We start from the raw sequence: 18,127 nt of genomic DNA, 5'->3' as shown, positions 1-18,127 counted from the left end.
GGCACCGGTGCGGCCCGAGAGCCGGCGGGCGGCGTCGCGCAGGAGGGAACCGCCGAGCTTGCGCAGGGCGGCCGGGGACAGCCTCAGGTCGCCGTCGGGGCGCCTGCTCAGGTACCCCGACTCGCGCATCGACTGCTCGAGCCGCGCCAGCGTGCGCAGGGAGACGGCGGCCTCGCCACCGAGGTGACGGGCCACGGCCTCGAGGTCCAGTTCGGACAGGGGCGAGCCCTCACTGCCCCGCGCCAGCTGCTCGGCGAGACGGTCCAGGTCGCCGAGCTCGGCCATGGCCGCCGCGCCCTCGGAGAACCCCAGCCCCTCCTCGCCGGAGAAGTCCGCGGAGCCGTCCCAGTCCTCGCCGGGCCGGAGCGACTGGAGCAGGCCGTCGAGGCGCCCGAGCTGCTCCATGAGTTCCGGCGAGCCGAACGCCTGCTGCGAGAGCGCCATCAGCTCCTCCCGCTGCTCCGGCGTCATCGACCGCATCATGCGTTGCGCGGCCGCCGCGCGCCTGGCCAGGACGTCGATGAGCTCGTCGATGTCGGCGGGTTGCTCCGGGAAGGAGTCGGAGTGCTTGTCCATGAAGCGCTCGAAGTCCTCGGGGGTGTCCTGCCCGCGAGCGTGCTTGTCGAGCAACTCGGTGAGGTCGGCGAGCATCTCCGACACCGCCGCCCGGTCGTCGTCGGTCGCGTTCTCCAGGGCCTGTTTCATGCCGGCGAACCGCGACTCTAGCGCCTCCGCCCCGAGGAGGTCCTGGATCCGGCGGTAGGCCTCGCGGGCATCGGTGGAGGCCCAGTCGTAGTCGGCCAGCTCCCCGACCGCCGCGGCCGGGGAGTCCGGGAGGTTCTCGATCGTCATCTCGCGCAGGGTGCGATCCATCGGGTCCATCTGTGTGTCCCGGGCGAGCTGCCCGCGCTCGGCCAGCAGGGCCTTGTCCAGGAGCTCGGACACCTCCTCCAGGGTCCCGCCCAGGTGGCCTCGCTCGAGCAGTTCACGGCGACGGCGCTGCACCCTGCCGGCCAGGTCGTCGAGACCGGTCTGGCCTCGTCCGCCCCGACGCAGGAACTCGCGCATCGACTGCTCGGGCGAGTATCCGGACATCACTCCGTCGGACACCGCGTCGAGCGCCTCGGACAAATCGAGAGGGGGCGCGAGCGGGTCGGGGCCGCCGACGTAGCGGCCGTACCGCGCGCGGGGTTCATCTCGCGACATCGCGTACCTCCTGCTCCGGTGGCGTCCCGTCCCTCACCGTCGACCTCATCGGCCGGTCGGCGGGTACGGCCACCGCGGGGTGTCAGCCGTAGACGGCGGCGCCGTCCCCGGTCTCCTTGGACAGACGCCGCGAGAGGTAGAGCCCCTCCAGCGCGAACTCGATCGCCCCGGCCCGCTGCCCCACCGTCGTGGCGCCCGCGCGTCCGGCGATCTGGTCGTACAGGCCCGGCTCGGAGAGCTCGGGCAGGGCCTCGAGGAACTCGGCCGCGGTCACGCTGGCGCCGGTCGTCAGGGTCACCGAGCCGTCGAACGCCTCCACGAGCGGGGCCAGGTCGAGACCGCGGAACATCTCGCGCACCACGTCGACGGTGGCACTGCGCAGGAGGTAGCGGAGGATCTCCGGCTCGCGGCCCTCCTCCCCCGGCTCGAACTCGATCTTCCCGCGGAGCACGTCCACGGCGGCGTCGACGTCGACCAGCCTCGCCACCGCCTCGCCGGGGTCGTCGGTCCCGCGGACGGCGGCGCGACGCCTGGCCGCCGCCGCGACGGTCTCGGCGCCGGCTATCGCGAAGCGCGCGGACACGCCGGAGGCCTGGTTGACCGAGTCCGACGTCCGCAGTTCGCGGGTGAACCGGGCGAGCAGCTCCATCAGGGCGTCCGGGACCTCCGCCGTGAGGTCCGCCTCCTGCCGCACGACCTCGATCTCGTCGGACAGGTCCAACGGGTAGTGCGTGCGGATCTCGGCGCCGAAACGATCCTTGAGCGGGGTGATGATCCGGCCGCGGTTGGTGTAGTCCTCCGGGTTGGCCGAGGCCACCACCAGCACGTCGAGGGGCAACCGGAGCACGTAACCCCGGATCTGGACGTCCCGCTCCTCCATGACGTTGAGCAGGGCCACCTGGATGCGCTCCGCCAGGTCGGGGAGCTCGTTGAGCGCCACGATGCCGCGGTTGGCGCGGGGCACCAGTCCGTAGTGGATGGTCTCCGGGTCGCCCAGGCGCCGTCCCTCGGCCACCCGCATGGGGTCGACGTCGCCGATCATGTCCGCCACGGAGGTGTCCGGGGTGGAGAGCTTCTCGACGTACCGCTCGGTCCGGTGTCGCCAGCCGATGGGCAGGGCGTCCCCCTCCCGGGTGACCCGGTCCCGCGTCTCCGTGGTGATCGGCGCGAGCGGGTCCTCCCCGAGCTCGGATCCCTCGACGACGGGCGACCACTCGTCGAGCAGTCCCACCAGGGTGCGCAGCAGGCGGGTCTTGCCCTGTCCGCGCTCGCCCAGCAGGACGATGTCGTGGCCCGCGATGATCGCCCGCTCCAGTTGCGGGATGACCGTGGAGTCGAATCCGTGCATCCCCGGCCAGGGATCGCGGCCCGCGGCCAGGCCCGCCAGGAGGTTCTCGCGCATCTCCTCGCGCAGGCTGCGGCTGGTGTACCCCGCGGCGCGCAGTTCGCCGAGGGTCTGGACGTCCGGCTTCTCGCTCACAGCGCCCACGGTAGTCCCGATGCGGCTCCCGTGCTCCCGGCGCTGGCCCGGCACCCCGCCCGGGCGCGGGATCAGTCCTCGATGCGCACCCGGTGGTCGCTGGCGATCGAGACCCGGTTGAAGGCGTTGATCAACACGATCGACCACTCGAGCGCGGAGAGCTGGTCCTCGTCGAAGTGCTCGGCGGCGGCGGCGGTGGCCGCCCCGCGCTCGTCGACGCTGTCCAGGCGCGTGAGCGTCTCCGCCAGGCGGAGAGCCGCCCGTTCGGGATCGCCGAACTCGTCGATGTCCCGCCACGCCGGGAGCAGGTCCAGGCGCTCCTGCGAGACCCCTGCCTTCCGGGCGGCCGGCACGTGCGTGGCCAGGCAGGCCGCGCAGCCGTTGAGCTGGGAGACACGGATGTTGACCAGCTCGAGCAGCGACTCCTCCAGCCCGGCACCGGTGGACGCCTCCCGGGAGGCGACCGCCGTGCGGACGAGCTGCTTGTAGACCTCACGCTGGGCACGGTCCAGCTGCGGGACACCCATGATCAGACCTCCTCCCCGGCCCGCGCCCGCGCGGCCGGGTTCGCCCTCGGCGTGAGCACGCTGCCGGGCAGGGTGGGCGCGGGGAGGCGGATGAGCCCGTCGGGGTTCCTCCCGATGTAACCGTCGACCCGGCCGAAGCGGTCCGACCCGTCCTCCCACTCCTGCCGGTAGCGCACGATCTCGTCGTGGCCGCGACCGATGAAGTTCCACCACATCACGATCTCCTCACCGAACGGCGTACCGCCGATGAGGATCATCCGCGCCGGGGTGGATCCGGTGTTGTGGATGGTCAGGGTGGTCTCGCCGACACCGGTGTAGCCCAGCTGGGCGGGTGCGACGGTCACGCCCTCGAGCGTGATGTCGCCGGCGTCCACCAGGAGTCCGTGCTCGAATTCCGGGTCCACGTCGAGGGTGAGCCGGGCGCCGGGATCCAGGCGGAGCTCCGCGCCGAGCAGGGGGGTGAACGTGGTGACCGACGACGACGAGCCCAGCAGCGACCCGATGAAGACCAGGGCGGATCCGCCCTCGTACTCCACCGCCTCGGGGACATGGTGCTCGAACCGTCGGCCGGTGCTCTCACGGTCCCGCTCGGGGAGCGCCGTCCACAGTTGCACCCCGTGCAGCACACCCGTGTCCTGGGTGGAGACCTCGGTGTGGCAGATGCCCGCCCCGGAGGTCATGAGGTTGACCTCGCCGGGCCGGACCACCGCGTGGTTGTCACCGGAGTCGTGGTGGGTCACGTTGCCCTCGAAGAGCCAGCTGACGGTCTGGAGTCCGGTGTGCGGATGCGAGGGCACGTCCATGCCGCCGGTGGCCGAGACGTCGTCGGGCCCGTAGTGGTCGACGAAGCACCAGGCGCCGATCAGGGAGCGCTGTCGCTGCGGGAGCGTCCGCCTGACCGTCATCGCCCGCGGCCCGCCGAGCGGGACGTCACGGGAGGTGATGATCTCCACCGCGGCGCCCCCGGGTTCGGGTCCACCGGGCGATCCGCCCGCCTCGCACTCGATCTCCTCCGGACGGGCGTCGAGGTTGCTCACGGCCGCACCTCCGCGTCGGCGGCGCTGAGGGTGTCCGCCGCCTCGCGCCGCAGTTCGAGCCGCTTGGCGTTGATCCTGCCGCCCAGTGCCAGCGTGAGCGCCCTGTCCACCACCGGGACGGGGAGGTGGTCCAGGAGCCTGCGGCCGAGGTCCCACTTCAGGGCGTAGCGGTGACGGGGCCGGGCGGTGGTCCCGGCGGTCCAGACGGCCTCCGCCAGGACCCGGGGATCGGTGGCCTTGTCGTCCTCCCCCGCCGCCATCTCCCCCATCACGGCGGCCATGGCGGCGAAGGGCGAGCCCGGGAGCGTCGACTCCTGGAAGCGCCGCCGGATCGAGGCGGTCATCCCCGTGCGGAACGGGCCCGGTTGGATGAGCACCACGTCGAGGCCGAGGAACATGAGCTCGCGCCGCAGGGAGTCCCCGTAGGCCTCGACGGCGTGCTTGCTCATGGCGTAGGCGCCGTTCATGGGCATTCCGTGCTGGGGGCCGGTCTCCGAGCTGATGAGGACCACGCGTCCGCTACTCGCGCGGAGCAGGTCGAACATCGCGTGCACGGTGCGGACGGTCCCCATGACGTTCACGTCGAGCACCTGCTGGACCCGCTCGGGGTCGGTCTCGGCGAGCGGCCCGATCCCCAGGATCCCGGCGAAGGTGACCACCGCGTCCAGGCGGCCGTGGTCCGCGCGGACCCGGTCGGCGAGCGCGCGGAGCGACACGGAGTCGGTGACGTCGACCGCCACGGGCGTGATCCCCGCGCCGCCCGGGGGTGCGCTGAGGTCGGCGGCGACGACGTGCCACCCGCGGCCGGAGTAGAGCGCGGCCGTGGCGGCACCGAGGCCGCCCCCGGCTCCGGTGATGACGACGACGGGGGTGTCCGAGGCGGAGGCGGAGGTCATACCGCCGACGGTACCGGCGCGGCGGGGCCACCGGCAGGGGCTTCGGCGCGGGAACCGGTGTATCGGCCCCGCCCGGTCAGGTACCGACGGCCAGCCCGAGCTTGCCGGCCAGACGGTCGATGTAGGCCAGCACCTCCTCCTCGGACCTGTCCGGGGTTCCGTAGACGAGCTCGTGCACCCCCAGCTCGCGGTACATCTCGATCTTCTCGGGGATCGGCTTGCCGTCGAGCACCACGATGTACGGCTCCCCCTCGCGACCGGCCTCCGCCCACAGCTCCCGCAACTGCCGGACGCTCCCCGCGATGTCCTGGGAGATCGGGGTGGTCATCCAGCCGTCGGCGCTGCGGCAGATCCACTTGAAGTTCTTCTCGTTGCCCGCGGCGCCGACGAGGGTGCGGGGACCACCCGCCTGGACGGTCTTGGGCCAGGCCCAGCTGGGACCGAAGTCCACGAACCGCCCGTGGTACTCGGCCTCGTCCCGGCTCCACAGTTCCCGCATGGCCTCGAGGTACTCGCGCAGCATGGTGCGGCGCAGCGAGGGCGGGACGTTGTGGTCCGCCATCTCGTCGAGGTTCCAGCCGTACCCCACCCCCAGCACCGTGCGGCCACCCGAGAGGTGGTCGACCGAGGCGATGGTCTTGGCCAGGGTGATCGGGTCGCTCTCGACCGGGATCGCGACGGCCGTGCCGAGGCGGATCGTCGAGGTGACCGAGGACACCGCGGCGAGCGCGACCCACGGGTCGAGCGTGCGGCTGTAGCGCTCGTCGGGCAGCTCGGCCCCACCGGTGCCCGGATGCGCGGCCTCGCGCCGGACCGGGATGTGGGTGTGCTCGGGGACGTAGAAGGCCGAGAACCCGGCGTTCTCCGCGGCCACGGCGGCCGTGGTCGGCCGGATCCCCCGATCGCTGGTGAACAGGGTGAGTCCGAATTCCATGGGCGCTCCTCGTGCGGTCGGGCCGCCGGCCGACACCTGACCAGACAGGTGTCCAGCGGCAGTTCCCGACAGACTAGCGCACGGCGGCCGCGATGGGCGGGCACTCCTCGCCCGGGGCGCAGTCGGCGGGATCACCCGGTGCGAGGTGCAACCGCTGCATGGTGTGGTCCGAGACGTAGCGGAAGATCTCGTTGCCCGGCGTGGTGCGCGACAGGGCGTCCGCCGCGAGCAGCATGACCGCTCCGGTCCACGTGCTCAGCTCCACCGGCCAGCGCTTGCCGTCGGCGAAGACCAGTCCGGTCCAGTAGGAGCCGTCGGTGTCCCGCAGGTGCTGCATGTTGGTGAACTGCTGGAGCGCCTGCTCGTGCCGCCCGGCGGCCTCGAGCGCGAGCACGAGCTCGCACGTCTCGGCACCGGTGACCCAGGGCCGGTGGTCCACACACCGGATACCCAGGCCGTCGACGACGAACCGGTCCCAGAGTGAGTCCAGCCTGTCCTGGGCCTGGTCCCCCACCATCACCCCACCGAGGACCGGGTAGTACCAGTCCATCGAGAACTCCGTCTTGGGCGTGAACAACTCGGGGTGCGCCCGCAGGGCGTGTCCGAGGGAGTCGGCGGCGGCGTCCCAGTCCGGGGCCGTCCCCCCGAGCTCCTCGGCGATCGCCACGCCACACCGCAGGGCGTGGTGGACGCTCGACGAACCGGTGATGAGCGCCTCCTCGCAGAAGCCCTCCTCACCGGCACCCCACCACATCTGACCGTCCGGGCCCTGGAACGTCAGGACCAGGTCGAGCGCCCTGCGCACCGTCGGCCACATGGACTCCAGGAATCCCGGCCGGGCGGTGACGAGGTGGTGGTGCCACACCCCGACCGCGACGTAGGCGCAGAAGTTGGAGTCGGTGTCCGCGTCGACGATCACGCCGTCCTGCCACCGCACCGGCCAGGAGCCGTCACCGCGCTGGGTGTCGCGCAGGAACCCGTACGCCTTCTCGGCGGCCTCCCACTGGCCGGCCACCGACAGGCCCATGGCCGACTCCACGTGATCCCACGGGTCGGTGTGCCCGCCCGTGAACCACGGGATCTCACCGTTCGGTCGCTGCACGGAGGCGATCCACTCGCCGGTGGCCCGCACCGCGTCGGCGTCGAGGACCCCCGGGACGCTGGGGACGGGACGGGACCGGTCTACGCCGGAGTTCGTGGTGAGCACGGACGATCAGGCCTCCGCGGGCTTGCGTAGGTAGAACACGATGGACTTGCCCATCACCGGGTTGAGCAGCTTCTCGGCGGTCCGGGTGACCCAGGGGCCCTTCATCAGGTCCCACACCAGGAGCTTGTGATAGGCCTTGGGCAGCGGGTGGTCGTCGTTCTCCGTACCCACGGCGCACTTGAGCCACCAGTAGGGGGCGTGCAGCGCGTGCGCGTACCCGGTGCCGGTGACCTCCAGGCCGGCGGCGCGGAGCTTGAAGCCCAGTTCCTCGGCGGTGTAGATGCGGCAGTGCCCGCCCGGGTTGGAGTGGTAGGCGTCCGAGAGCTTCCAGCACAGCTTCTCCGGCCACTCACGCGGCACGGTCACCGCGGCGACCCCACCCGGCTTGAGGATCCGCACCAACTCGGCGATCGCCCGGGTGTCCTCCGGGACGTGCTCGAGAACCTCGGAGATGAGCACCAGATCGAAGGTGCCGTCCTCGTAGGGCATGTTCAGCGCGTCGCCGGTCACCGCCTCGCCCCTGGACTCCGGCAGGCCCTCACCCTCGGCCTCCATCGCGGCGAGCATCTCGGTCACCTGCCGCATCTCGTCCGCGTTCTGGTCGAAGGCGGTCACGTCGGCCCCGCGGCGGTACAGCTCGAAGGTGTGTCGGCCGAGGCCGGCTCCCACGTCGATGGCTCGCGTGCCGGGAGTGACCCCGAGACGGGCGAAATCGGCGGTCAGCATGCGGCGTCCTCCTGCTCACGGATGTCGTACTCCCCGGAACCCGGGAGCACCTCGGGCACGTCGTCGGTGACGTGCTCGTCAATCTCTGTCTGGTCCGGCCCGATGACCGGACCGACGGTCAGGTCCGGGAGCGTCTCGCCCCGGACCCTGGCGATCGCCGTCTCGTAGACCTCGACGGTCCTCCTGGCCACGGCGGCCCAGCTGAAGCGCTCCATCACACGCTCCCGCCCACCCTGCGAGAGGCGTCGACGCTCGAGCGGATCGGACAGCAGCGCGCTGATCTGGCGGGCGAGCTCGTCGACGTCGCCGGGTGCGACCAGTCGGGCGGCCGAGTCATCGGTGCCCACGACCTCCGGCAGCGCACCCGCGCGGCTGGCCACCACCGCACACCCGCTGGACATGGCCTCGACCGCCGGGAGCGAGAAGCCCTCGTACATGCTCGGGACCACCGAGATCTCGGCGGTGCCCACGAGCTCGGCCAACTCGTCGTCGTCGACCCCCGACACCAGGTCCACCGCGTCGCGCAGGCCGAGGGAGTCCAGCAGCCTGGAGGCCTCCCCCTTGCGCTTGAGCTTGGAGATCAGGGTGAGCCGCACCCCGGGATGCTCCTCGCGGACCTTCGCCAGCGCCCGCAACAGGATGGGGACGCCCTTGAGCGGCTGGTCGGCGCTGGCCACGCAGACCAGGCGTCCGGGCTCGCGGTCGCGGCGGTCGTGGAAGCGGTCGGTGTCCACGCCGAGCGGGATCGTCACGATCCGCTCCGGGTCCACCCCGAAGTCGGAGGCGATGTCCTCGGCCGAGTTGCTGGAGACGGTGATGATCTCCTCGAGCTTCCGGGACACCCGGATCTGCATGCCCAGGAACCCGAACCAGCGCCAGGTCGTGAGCTTCTTGCGCAGCGGGGCCTCTTTCATGGCGAGGTCCCGGTCCCGGGTGATCGGGTGGTGCACCGTGGCGACCACCGGGAACCCGGCCTCCTCGAGCGTCAACAGGCCGCTGCCGAGGCACTGGTTGTCGTGCACCACGTCGAAGTCGGCCAACCGCGGCGTGAGCGCCCGCGCCGCGCGCAGGCTGAAGGTGCGCGGCTCCGGGAAGCCGGCGGTCCACATGGTGGCCACCTCGAGGAGGTCGATCCTGTCGCGGATCTCACGCGGGTGCGGCGTGCGGAACGGGTCGGCGTCGTTGTACAGGTCCAGGCTCGGCACCCTGGTGAGCGTGGGCCCCGGGTCGAGCTCCGGGTACGGCTGACCGGAGAACACCTCGACGGTGTGGCCCAGTGCGGCCAGCTCACGGCTCAGGTGACGGACGTAGACGCCCTGCCCGCCGCCGTGTGGCTTGCTCCTGTACGAGAGCAGTGCGATCCGCACTTCTCGATCGCCCCCTTCCGGTCATCCGGCCCCGGACCGCCCGCGAGGACCGCGGCGGCTCAGGGCACATCGAGCAAGTCTAGAACACGTTCGCGGCCAGCGACGACACGGCCGGGCCGACGCACCGGACCCCCGGGCGCTCGGGGCGCCCGGGGGTCCGGTGTTCGTTCGGGTCGGCCGGTGACCGACCCGACGGGTCGGGTCAGTAACCCAGGTCGTCCAGGCGGACCGACGCGCCGGTGGCGTCGCCGAACCCGTCCTCGGGACCGTAGAAGCCGTCGCCGTAGTCCGGGATGGAGTAGGCGGCCGCGCGGGCCTCCTCGGTGGGCTCGACCGTCGAGTTGCGGTACCGGTTGATGCCGGTACCCGCCGGGATGAGCTTACCGATGATGACGTTCTCCTTGAGGCCCACGAGCTTGTCCGAACGCCGGTTGATGGCGGCGTCGGTGAGCACGCGGGTGGTCTCCTGGAAGGAGGCCGCCGAGAGCCACGAGTCCGTGGCCAGCGAGGCCTTGGTGATACCCATGAGGACCGGGCGCGCCGAGGCCGGCGAGCCGCCCTCGGTGAGCACGCGACGGTTCTCCGCAGTGAGCTCCGCGCGCTCGACCAGCGCACCGGGCAGGAACTCGGTGCTGTTGGACTCGTTGATCGCGACGCGACGCATCATCTGGCGGACGATGACCTCGAGGTGCTTGTCGTGGATCGACACACCCTGTGCGCGGTAGACCTTCTGCACCTCGTCGACGAGGAACTTCTGGACACCGTTCGGGCCGAGGATCGCCAGCACCTCGTGCGGGTCCGCCGGCCCCTCGAGCAGGGCCTGACCCCGCTCCAGGTGGTCGCCGTCGACGATCGGACGGGACGACCCGTCCTCGAGGATGATGTGCGCGAGGCCCTGACGCTTGGACAGCTTCTCGTACACGATCTCTTCCGCACCGTTGTCCGGCACGATCGTGATCGTGTAGAAACGCTCCTCCTCCTCGAGACGGATCCGGCCCGCCTCCTCGGCGATCGGCGCCTTGCCCTTGGGCACGCGTGCCTCGAAGAGCTCCTGCACACGCGGCAGACCACCGGTGATGTCGTCACCGACGCCACCCTGGTGGAACGTACGCATGGTCAGCTGCGTGCCCGGCTCACCGATGGACTGGGCGGCGACGATGCCCACGGCCTCGCCGATGTCGACCAGCAGACCGGTCGCCATGGAACGGCCGTAGCAGGTGGCGCAGACTCCCGTGCCCGTGGTGCAGGTGAGGACCGAGCGGACCTTGACCTTCTCCACTCCCGCGGCGATGAGCGCCTCGATCGTCGGGTCACCGAGGTCGGTGCCGGCGGCCACGACGACCGCGCCGGAGGCGTCGACGGCGTCCTCCGCGAGGGTACGGGCGAACGTCGAGGTCTCGACGTGCTCGTCCCGGGAGAGCACGCCGGTCTCGACGCCGTGCGCGTCCACCTCGCGGCGGGCGATGACCGTCTCGATGCCCTTGCTCGTGCCACAGTCCGTCTCGCGGACGATGACGTCCTGGGAGACGTCGACGAGACGACGCGTGAGGTAACCCGAGTCGGCCGTACGCAGCGCGGTGTCGGCCAGACCCTTACGCGCACCGTGCGTGTTCATGAAGTACTCGAGCACCGTCAGGCCCTCGCGGAACGAGGACTTGATGGGCTGCGGGATGAACTCGCCGTTCGGACGCGTCACCAGGCCCTTCATGCCCGCGAGCGCACGGATCTGGGTCATGTTGCCCGCCGCGCCGGACTTGACGATCGTCGGGATCGGGTTGGAGTCCGGGTAGTTGGCCTCCATGGCCTGACCGATCTCGTCGGTGGCCTCCTGCCAGAGCTTGACCAGGTCGCTCTTGCGCTCCTCGTCGGTGATCTTGCCCAGCCCGAACTGCGACTCGAGTCGCGCCGCCTTGGCGTCGTACGAGGCGAGGATCTCCTTCTTGGCCGGCGGGACCAGCACGTCGGACATCGCGATGGTGACGCCCGAGCGGGTGGCCCAGTAGAAACCGGTGTCCTTGAGCTTGTCCACCGTCTGCGCCACGACGATCATCGGGTAGCGCTCGGCCAGGTCGTTGATGATGACGGCCTGGCGCTTCTTGGGCATCTGCTCGTTGACGAACGGGTAGTCCGCCGGGAGCAGCTCGTTGAACATGACGCGGCCCAGCGTGGTCTCCGCGATCCACTCCTGGCCGGGGGTCCAGCCCTCGGGGAACAGCTCCGCCTCGATCTCGGCGGGGGGCCGCTGCTGCGACATCCGCACCCGGATCGGCGCGTGGATGTCCAGCACCTTCAGATCGACGGCCATGATGGCCTCGGACGGGTTCGAGTACACGCCGGTGGCCGGGGCGTCCTCCGCCGCCGGGACGTAGGCGCCGGTGGCGCCCTCGTCGAGGCGGGTCAGGTAATACAGGCCCGTCACCATGTCCAGACGCGGCATGGCGAGCGGGCGGCCCGACGCCGGCGACAGGATGTTGTTCGAGGCCAGCATGAGGATGCGGGCCTCGGCCTGCGCCTCCGCGGACAGCGGGAGGTGCACGGCCATCTGGTCACCGTCGAAGTCGGCGTTGAAGGCCTCACACACCAGCGGGTGCAGCTGGATGGCCTTGCCCTCGACGAGCTGCGGCTCGAAGGCCTGGATGCCGAGGCGGTGCAGGGTGGGTGCGCGGTTGAGCATCACCGGGTGCTCGGCGATGACCTCTTCGAGGACGTCCCACACCTGGTCGCGCTGACGCTCGACCATCCGCTTGGCGGACTTGATGTTCTGGGCGTGGTTGAGGTCCACCAGGCGCTTCATGACGAACGGCTTGAACAGCTCGAGCGCCATGAGCTTGGGCAGTCCACACTGGTGCAGCTGGAGCTGCGGACCCACGACGATCACGGAACGACCCGAGTAGTCGACGCGCTTACCGAGCAGGTTCTGACGGAACCGGCCCTGCTTGCCCTTGAGGAGGTCCGAGAGCGACTTGAGCGGACGGTTGCCCGGGCCCGTGACGGGCCGGCCACGACGACCGTTGTCGAACAGCGCGTCCACGGACTCCTGCAGCATCCGCTTCTCGTTGTTGACGATGATCTCGGGGGCACCGAGGTCCATCAGTCGCTTGAGGCGGTTGTTGCGGTTGATCACGCGACGGTAGAGGTCGTTGAGGTCCGAGGTGGCGAAGCGCCCACCGTCGAGCTGGACCATCGGACGCAGCTCCGGCGGGATCACCGGGACGGCCCCGAGCACCATCGCGGCCGGGTGGTTCCCGGACCGCAGGAACGCGGAGACGACCTTGAGTCGCTTGAGGGCGCGGATCTTCTTCTGACCCTTGCCGTTGCGGATGATGTCGCGGAGGTTCTCGGCCTCGGTCGCGAGGTCGAAGTTCTCCAGCAACGACTGGATCGCCTCGGCACCCATGCCGCCCTCGAAGTACTCGCCGAAGCGGTCCTCGAGCTCGCGGTAGATGCCCTCGTCCACGATGATCTGGTTGATCTCGAGCTTGGTGAAGGTGGTCCAGATCTCCTCGAGACGGTCCAGCTCGCGCTGGGCCGACTCGCGGATCTTCTTCATCTCCTTCTCGCCGCCGTCCTTGACCTTGCGGCGCTGGTCGGCCTTGGCGCCCTCGGCCTCCAGCTCGGCCAGGTCGGCCTCGAGCTTCTTGGCGCGCGCCTCGATGTCCGAGTCCCGCTCGTCCTCGATGATCTTGCGCTCCTCGAGGATCTGCGCCTCGAGGGTGCTGAGCTCGTTGTGGCGCAGGTCCTTGTCCACGCCGGTGATGACGTAGGCCGCGAAGTAGATGATCTTGTCGAGGTCCTTGGGCGCGAGGTCCAGCAGGTAGCCGAGCCGCGACGGGACGCCCTTGAAGTACCAGATGTGCGTGACGGGCGCGGCCAGCTCGATGTGGCCCATCCGCTCACGACGCACCTTGGCACGGGTCACCTCGACGCCACAGCGCTCACAGATGATGCCCTTGAAGCGCACGCGCTTGTACTTGCCGCAGTAGCACTCCCAGTCCCGGGTGGGGCCGAAGATCTTCTCGCAGAACAGGCCCTCCTTCTCCGGCTTGAGGGTGCGGTAGTTGATGGTCTCGGGCTTCTTGACCTCGCCATAGGACCAGTTGCGGATGTTCTCCGCGGTCGCGAGGCTGATGACCAGCTCGTCGAAGTAGTTGACGTCCTGCACGTAGGCGTCCTTTCCCGTATGGGATGGTGGCGGGCCCCTCGCGGGGTGGGGCCGGTGTGGGGCCCGCCGTGGTGGAACTGAATTAGTCGGATGCGGGGCGCCGATGGTGCACGCCCCCGGCGCCTACTGCGCCAGCTCGTCTGCCGCCGAGGACTCGTCGCGGGAGAGATTGATCCCCAGGTTCGCGGCGGTGCGGTCGAGGTCGTCGTCCTCGGCGCCCTCGCCCAGGGAGACCGCCTGGCCGTCGCTGGAGAGCACCTCGACGTTGAGGCACAGCGACTGCAGCTCCTTGAGCAGGACCTTGAACGACTCCGGGATCCCGGGCTCTGGGATGTTCTCGCCCTTGACGATCGCCTCATACACCTTCACGCGACCCACGACGTCGTCGGACTTGATCGTGAGCAACTCCTGGAGCGTGTACGCGGCACCATAGGCCTGCATCGCCCAGCACTCCATCTCACCGAAACGCTGGCCACCGAACTGGGCCTTACCGCCGAGCGGCTGCTGGGTGATCATCGAGTACGGACCCGTGGAACGGGCGTGGATCTTGTCGTCCACCAGGTGGTGCAGCTTGAGGATGTACATGTACCCCACGGACACCGGGTACGGGAAGGGCTCACCCGACCGACCGTCGATCAGGGTCGCCTTGCCGTCGGCCTCGACCATCCGCTCGCCGTCACGGTTCGGGAGGGTGCAGCCGAGCAGGCCGGTGATCTCCGTGTCCGCCGCACCGTCGAAGACGGGGGTCGCCGTGTTGGTGCCGGCCTCGACGCTGTAGATCTCCTCCGGCAGCTTGGTCGCCCACTCGGGGAGGGAACCGTCCGCCTCGCGGGGCACCTCCCAGCCCGCCTTGGCCAGCCAGCCGAGGTGGGTCTCCATGATCTGACCGATGTTCATACGACGCGGGACGCCGTGCGTGTTGAGGATGATGTCCACGGGCGTGCCGTCGGGCATGAACGGCATGTCCTCGGCGGGGAGGATCTTGCCGATGACGCCCTTGTTGCCGTGGCGGCCGGCGAGCTTGTCGCCGTCCTGGATCTTGCGCTTCTGCGCCACGTAGACGCGGACCAACTCGTTGACGCCGGGGGGCAGGTCGTCGTCGTCGTCACGCGAGAACACGCGGACGCCGATCACCTTCCCGGACTCACCGTGGGGCACCTTCAGCGACGTGTCGCGCACCTCGCGGGCCTTCTCACCGAAGATGGCGCGCAGCAGGCGCTCCTCCGGGGTGAGCTCGGTCTCGCCCTTGGGCGTGACCTTGCCGACCAGCACGTCGCCGTCACGGACCTCGGCGCCGATGCGCACGATGCCACGGTCGTCCAGGTCCGCGAGGACCTCGTCGGAGACGTTGGGGATGTCGCGGGTGATCTCCTCGGCGCCCAGCTTGGTGTCGCGGGCGTCGATCTCGTGCTCCTCGATGTGGATGGACGTCAGCACGTCCTCCTCCACCAGGCGCTGCGAGAGGATGATCGCGTCCTCGTAGTTGTGGCCCTCCCACGGCATGATCGCCACGAGCAGGTTCTTGCCCAGCGCCATCTCACCGTTCTCGGTGCAGGGTCCGTCGGCGAGGACCTGGCCGGCCTCGACGCGCATCCCCTCGTCCACGATCGGCTTCTGGTTGGAGCAGGTGCCCTGGTTGGACCGCGCGAACTTGGCCAGACGGTAGGTCTGACGACCACCGTCGTCGTCCATGACGGTGATGAAGTCGGCCGAGACCTCCTCCACCATGCCCGCACGGGTGTTGACGACGACGTCGCCCGCGTCCACGGCCGCGCGCAGCTCCATGCCGGTGCCGACGAGCGGCGCCTCGGAACGCACGAGCGGGACCGACTGGCGCTGCATGTTCGCACCCATCAGGGCGCGGTTGGCGTCGTCGTGCTCGAGGAACGGGATCATCGCGGTGGCCACGGAGACCATCTGCCGCGGCGAGACGTCCATGTAGTCGACGTCCGTACCCGCGACGACCTCGACGTCACCGTGCTTCTTGCGCACGAGGACGCGGTCCTCGACGAACCTGCCGTCCGCGTCGATCTCCGAGTTGGCCTGCGCCACGACGTGGCGGTCCTCCTCGTCGGCGGTCAGGTAGTCCACCTGGTCGGTGACGGCGCCGTCGACGACCCGGCGGTACGGGGTCTCGATGAAGCCGAACGGGTTGACCCGGGCGTAGACCGAGAGCGATCCGATCAGACCGATGTTCGGACCCTCGGGGGTCTCGATCGGGCACATGCGGCCGTAGTGCGAGGCGTGCACGTCGCGCACCTCGAGGCCGGCGCGCTCGCGGGAGAGGCCACCGGGGCCCAGGGCCGACAGGCGCCGCTTGTGGGTCAGACCCGACAGCGGGTTGTTCTGGTCCATGAACTGCGACATCTGGGAGGTTCCGAAGAACTCCTTGAGCGCGGCGGTGATGGGCCGGATGTTGATCAGCGACTGCGGGGTGATCGCCTCGGAGTCCTGCGTGGTCATCCGCTCGCGGACCACACGCTCCATCCGGGACAGGCCCACGCGGACCTGGTTCTGGATGAGCTCGCCGACGGTACGCAGACGGCGGTTGCCGAAGTGGTCGATGTCGTCGACGTCGACCGGGACCTCGCGGCCACCGGAGACCTGCATCGAGCTCTCGCCCGCGTGGAGGCGCACGAGGTACTCGATGGTGGCGGCGATGTCCTCACGCGTGAGCGTGGTGGTGTCGTCACCCTCGGGATCCGGCAGACCGAGCTTGCGGTTGACCTTGTAGCGGCCGACGCGGGCCAGGTCGTAGCGCTTCTCCTTGAAGAACAGGTTCTCCAGCAGCGCCTCCGCGGACTCGCGGGTCGGCGGCTCGCCCGGACGCAGCTTGCGGTAGATCTCGAGCAGGGCCTGGTCCGTGTCCTCGACCGTGTCCTTCTCGAGCGTGGACATCATGATCTCGGAGAAGCCGTAGCGCTCCTTGATCTCGGTGGTGGTCCAGCCGAGCGCCTTGAGCAGCACGGTCACGGACTGGCGGCGCTTGCGGTCGATGCGCACACCGACCGTGTCGCGCTTGTCCACGTCGAACTCGAGCCACGCGCCACGCGACGGGATGACCTTGACGGAGTGGACGTCGCGCTCCGTGGACTTGTCGCGGCTCCGGTCGAAGTACACGCCCGGCGAGCGGACGAGCTGCGAGACGACGACGCGCTCGGTGCCGTTGATGATGAACGTGCCCTTGTCCGTCATCATCGGGAAGTCACCCATGAAGACGGTCTGCGACTTGATCTCGCCCGTCTCGGTGTTCTCGAACTCGGCGGTGACGAACAGGGGCGCCTCGTAGGTGCGGTCCTTCTCGCGGCAGTCCTCCATGGAGGCCTTGACCTCTTCGAAGTACGAATCCGAGAACGAGAGCGACATGGATCCGGAGAAGTCCTCGATCGGGGAGATCTCCCTGAGGATCGACTCCAGGCCTCCCTCGAGGTTCGTGACGCCGCGTGACGCGGCCCTCTTCTGCCACTCCTCCGACCCGATGAACCACTCGAACGACTCCGTCTGGAGGTCGAGCAGTCCCGGGACCGGCAACGGCTCGGAGAGTTTCGCGAACGAGACCCTCCGGGGCGCACCGGGAACGGTGGAAACTGACTTGGTCTGGCGGGAGACTGCCAAGATGGGTCCTTCCAGCACCTCACGTGATCACCACGGGCGGTGACCACAGATGTATCTGCGAGCGGTCCGCCGACGGGTATCCACCCAGATCCGACCCGATCGAGGACTCGGAGAACACCCGGTGGGACCGGGGACGAGCCGTCACGGACGGACGAGAGTGCAAATAGCAGCCAGCGCAACGACCTAATCTAGTAGATAGCGGCGCGGAAGTCCAGCCGTCAACGGGAGTGATCCCGGAGGCTGTGCGCGGGCGGGTGCGCCGTCCGTCCCTGCGCTGGTTGCCCTCGTGGCTCTCGCCTCATCGGCCCCCGGTCGGGACGTCGCACCGGCGGGCGAATTGATCGCCCGATGCCCCTAAAGGGTGACGGGTCGGAGGCCGTTCGTCAAGGATCCGACGCGGTCCGGCTCGAGATCGCCTCTCCACCGACCCGTCAGGACGGCAGGTCGGGGATCCGCGACAGCTTCCACACCCCGTCGATCCGGTCGAGACCGACCAGGTAGGTGCCGCTGGTGCTGCCGGCCGCGACGCCGTCACGGGTCATCGAGACGTCCTGCACCAGAAGCACCTCGGCCTTGTCCCCGTCGAGGTAGGACAGACCCGCCTCGCGGACCTGCGCCTCGACGGCGGTGGCCGACTGCTCGTAGCTGTCGCGGAGCGCGGGCCAGTTCTCGTCCAGCTCGGACACGAGGGCCGGGGTGAGGAACTCCCCCAGCGAGTCGTGGTACTCGTCGAGGGACTCGTGATCGATCGCGACGAGACGCTGCACGTTCGTGCTCGCGGCCGTCAGGACCTCGTCGGTGACGGCCTGATCGACGAACGCCTGGTTGTCGACGTCCACACCGGGTTCCGTGGCCAGGAACGCACCGGTGGCTCCCGCCACCAGGCCCACCGCCAGCGCGGCGTACGCCAGCGCCCGACCACGGGGCAGCCCGCGGCCCGGCGGCCTCCCGGCCTCCGCAGTGGTCGTCG

Annotated in this window: 11 protein-coding genes and 1 pseudogene; all 12 read right to left on the bottom strand. The window is 69.9% G+C overall.

Translation table 11 applies throughout. From position 1 onward, the window contains the following. Positions 1-1,206: pseudogene (locus G6031_RS06405) on the bottom strand (hypothetical protein); the annotation flags it as partial. 82 nt (positions 1,207-1,288) lie between these two features. Further along, positions 1,289-2,686: a sigma 54-interacting transcriptional regulator gene (locus G6031_RS06400; RefSeq protein ID WP_182652796.1), complete on the bottom strand. Its 1,398-nt coding sequence runs from the start codon at positions 2,684-2,686 to the stop codon at positions 1,289-1,291. Between the two features lie 71 nt (positions 2,687-2,757). After that, positions 2,758-3,213, bottom strand: coding sequence for a carboxymuconolactone decarboxylase family protein (locus tag G6031_RS06395; protein WP_179525957.1), 456 nt, complete (start codon positions 3,211-3,213; stop codon positions 2,758-2,760). Between the two features lie 2 nt (positions 3,214-3,215). Beyond that, positions 3,216-4,220: a pirin family protein gene (locus G6031_RS06390; protein ID WP_347238450.1), complete on the bottom strand. Its 1,005-nt coding sequence runs from the start codon at positions 4,218-4,220 to the stop codon at positions 3,216-3,218. 26 nt (positions 4,221-4,246) lie between these two features. Beyond that, positions 4,247-5,146, bottom strand: coding sequence for an SDR family NAD(P)-dependent oxidoreductase (locus G6031_RS06385; RefSeq protein WP_182652794.1), 900 nt, complete (start codon positions 5,144-5,146; stop codon positions 4,247-4,249). A gap of 76 nt (positions 5,147-5,222) precedes the next feature. Further along, entirely contained in the window at positions 5,223-6,080 is an 858-nt protein-coding gene (locus G6031_RS06380) for an LLM class F420-dependent oxidoreductase (RefSeq protein WP_179525960.1), read from the bottom strand. A 73-nt stretch (positions 6,081-6,153) separates the two neighbouring features. Further along, positions 6,154-7,287, bottom strand: a complete 1,134-nt coding sequence (locus G6031_RS06375; RefSeq protein ID WP_179525961.1) for a prenyltransferase — start codon at positions 7,285-7,287, stop codon at positions 6,154-6,156. A 6-nt stretch (positions 7,288-7,293) separates the two neighbouring features. Continuing rightward, on the bottom strand, positions 7,294-8,013 hold the full coding sequence (locus tag G6031_RS06370; protein ID WP_182652793.1) for a class I SAM-dependent methyltransferase: 720 nt from the start codon (positions 8,011-8,013) through the stop codon (positions 7,294-7,296). Further along, positions 8,007-9,380 (bottom strand): glycosyltransferase, encoded by a 1,374-nt coding sequence (locus G6031_RS06365; RefSeq protein WP_182652792.1) that lies wholly within the window; start codon positions 9,378-9,380, stop codon positions 8,007-8,009. Before G6031_RS06365 ends, G6031_RS06370 begins: the two co-directional genes overlap by 7 nt. A 202-nt stretch (positions 9,381-9,582) precedes the next feature. Beyond that, positions 9,583-13,542: a DNA-directed RNA polymerase subunit beta' gene (locus G6031_RS06360; RefSeq protein WP_182640564.1), complete on the bottom strand. Its 3,960-nt coding sequence runs from the start codon at positions 13,540-13,542 to the stop codon at positions 9,583-9,585. Between the two features lie 123 nt (positions 13,543-13,665). Next, positions 13,666-17,175 (bottom strand): DNA-directed RNA polymerase subunit beta, encoded by a 3,510-nt coding sequence (locus G6031_RS06355; protein WP_182645097.1) that lies wholly within the window; start codon positions 17,173-17,175, stop codon positions 13,666-13,668. Between the two features lie 413 nt (positions 17,176-17,588). After that, on the bottom strand, positions 17,589-18,127 hold a 539-nt coding region (locus G6031_RS06350; protein WP_182652791.1), incomplete at its 5' end, for a hypothetical protein.

Origin of the sequence: Dietzia sp. CQ4, assembly GCF_014145125.1 — a bacterium.
GTDB classification, from domain to species: Bacteria; Actinomycetota; Actinomycetes; order Mycobacteriales; family Mycobacteriaceae; genus Dietzia; species Dietzia natronolimnaea.
This window is presented reverse-complemented; position numbering and strand designations above follow the sequence as displayed.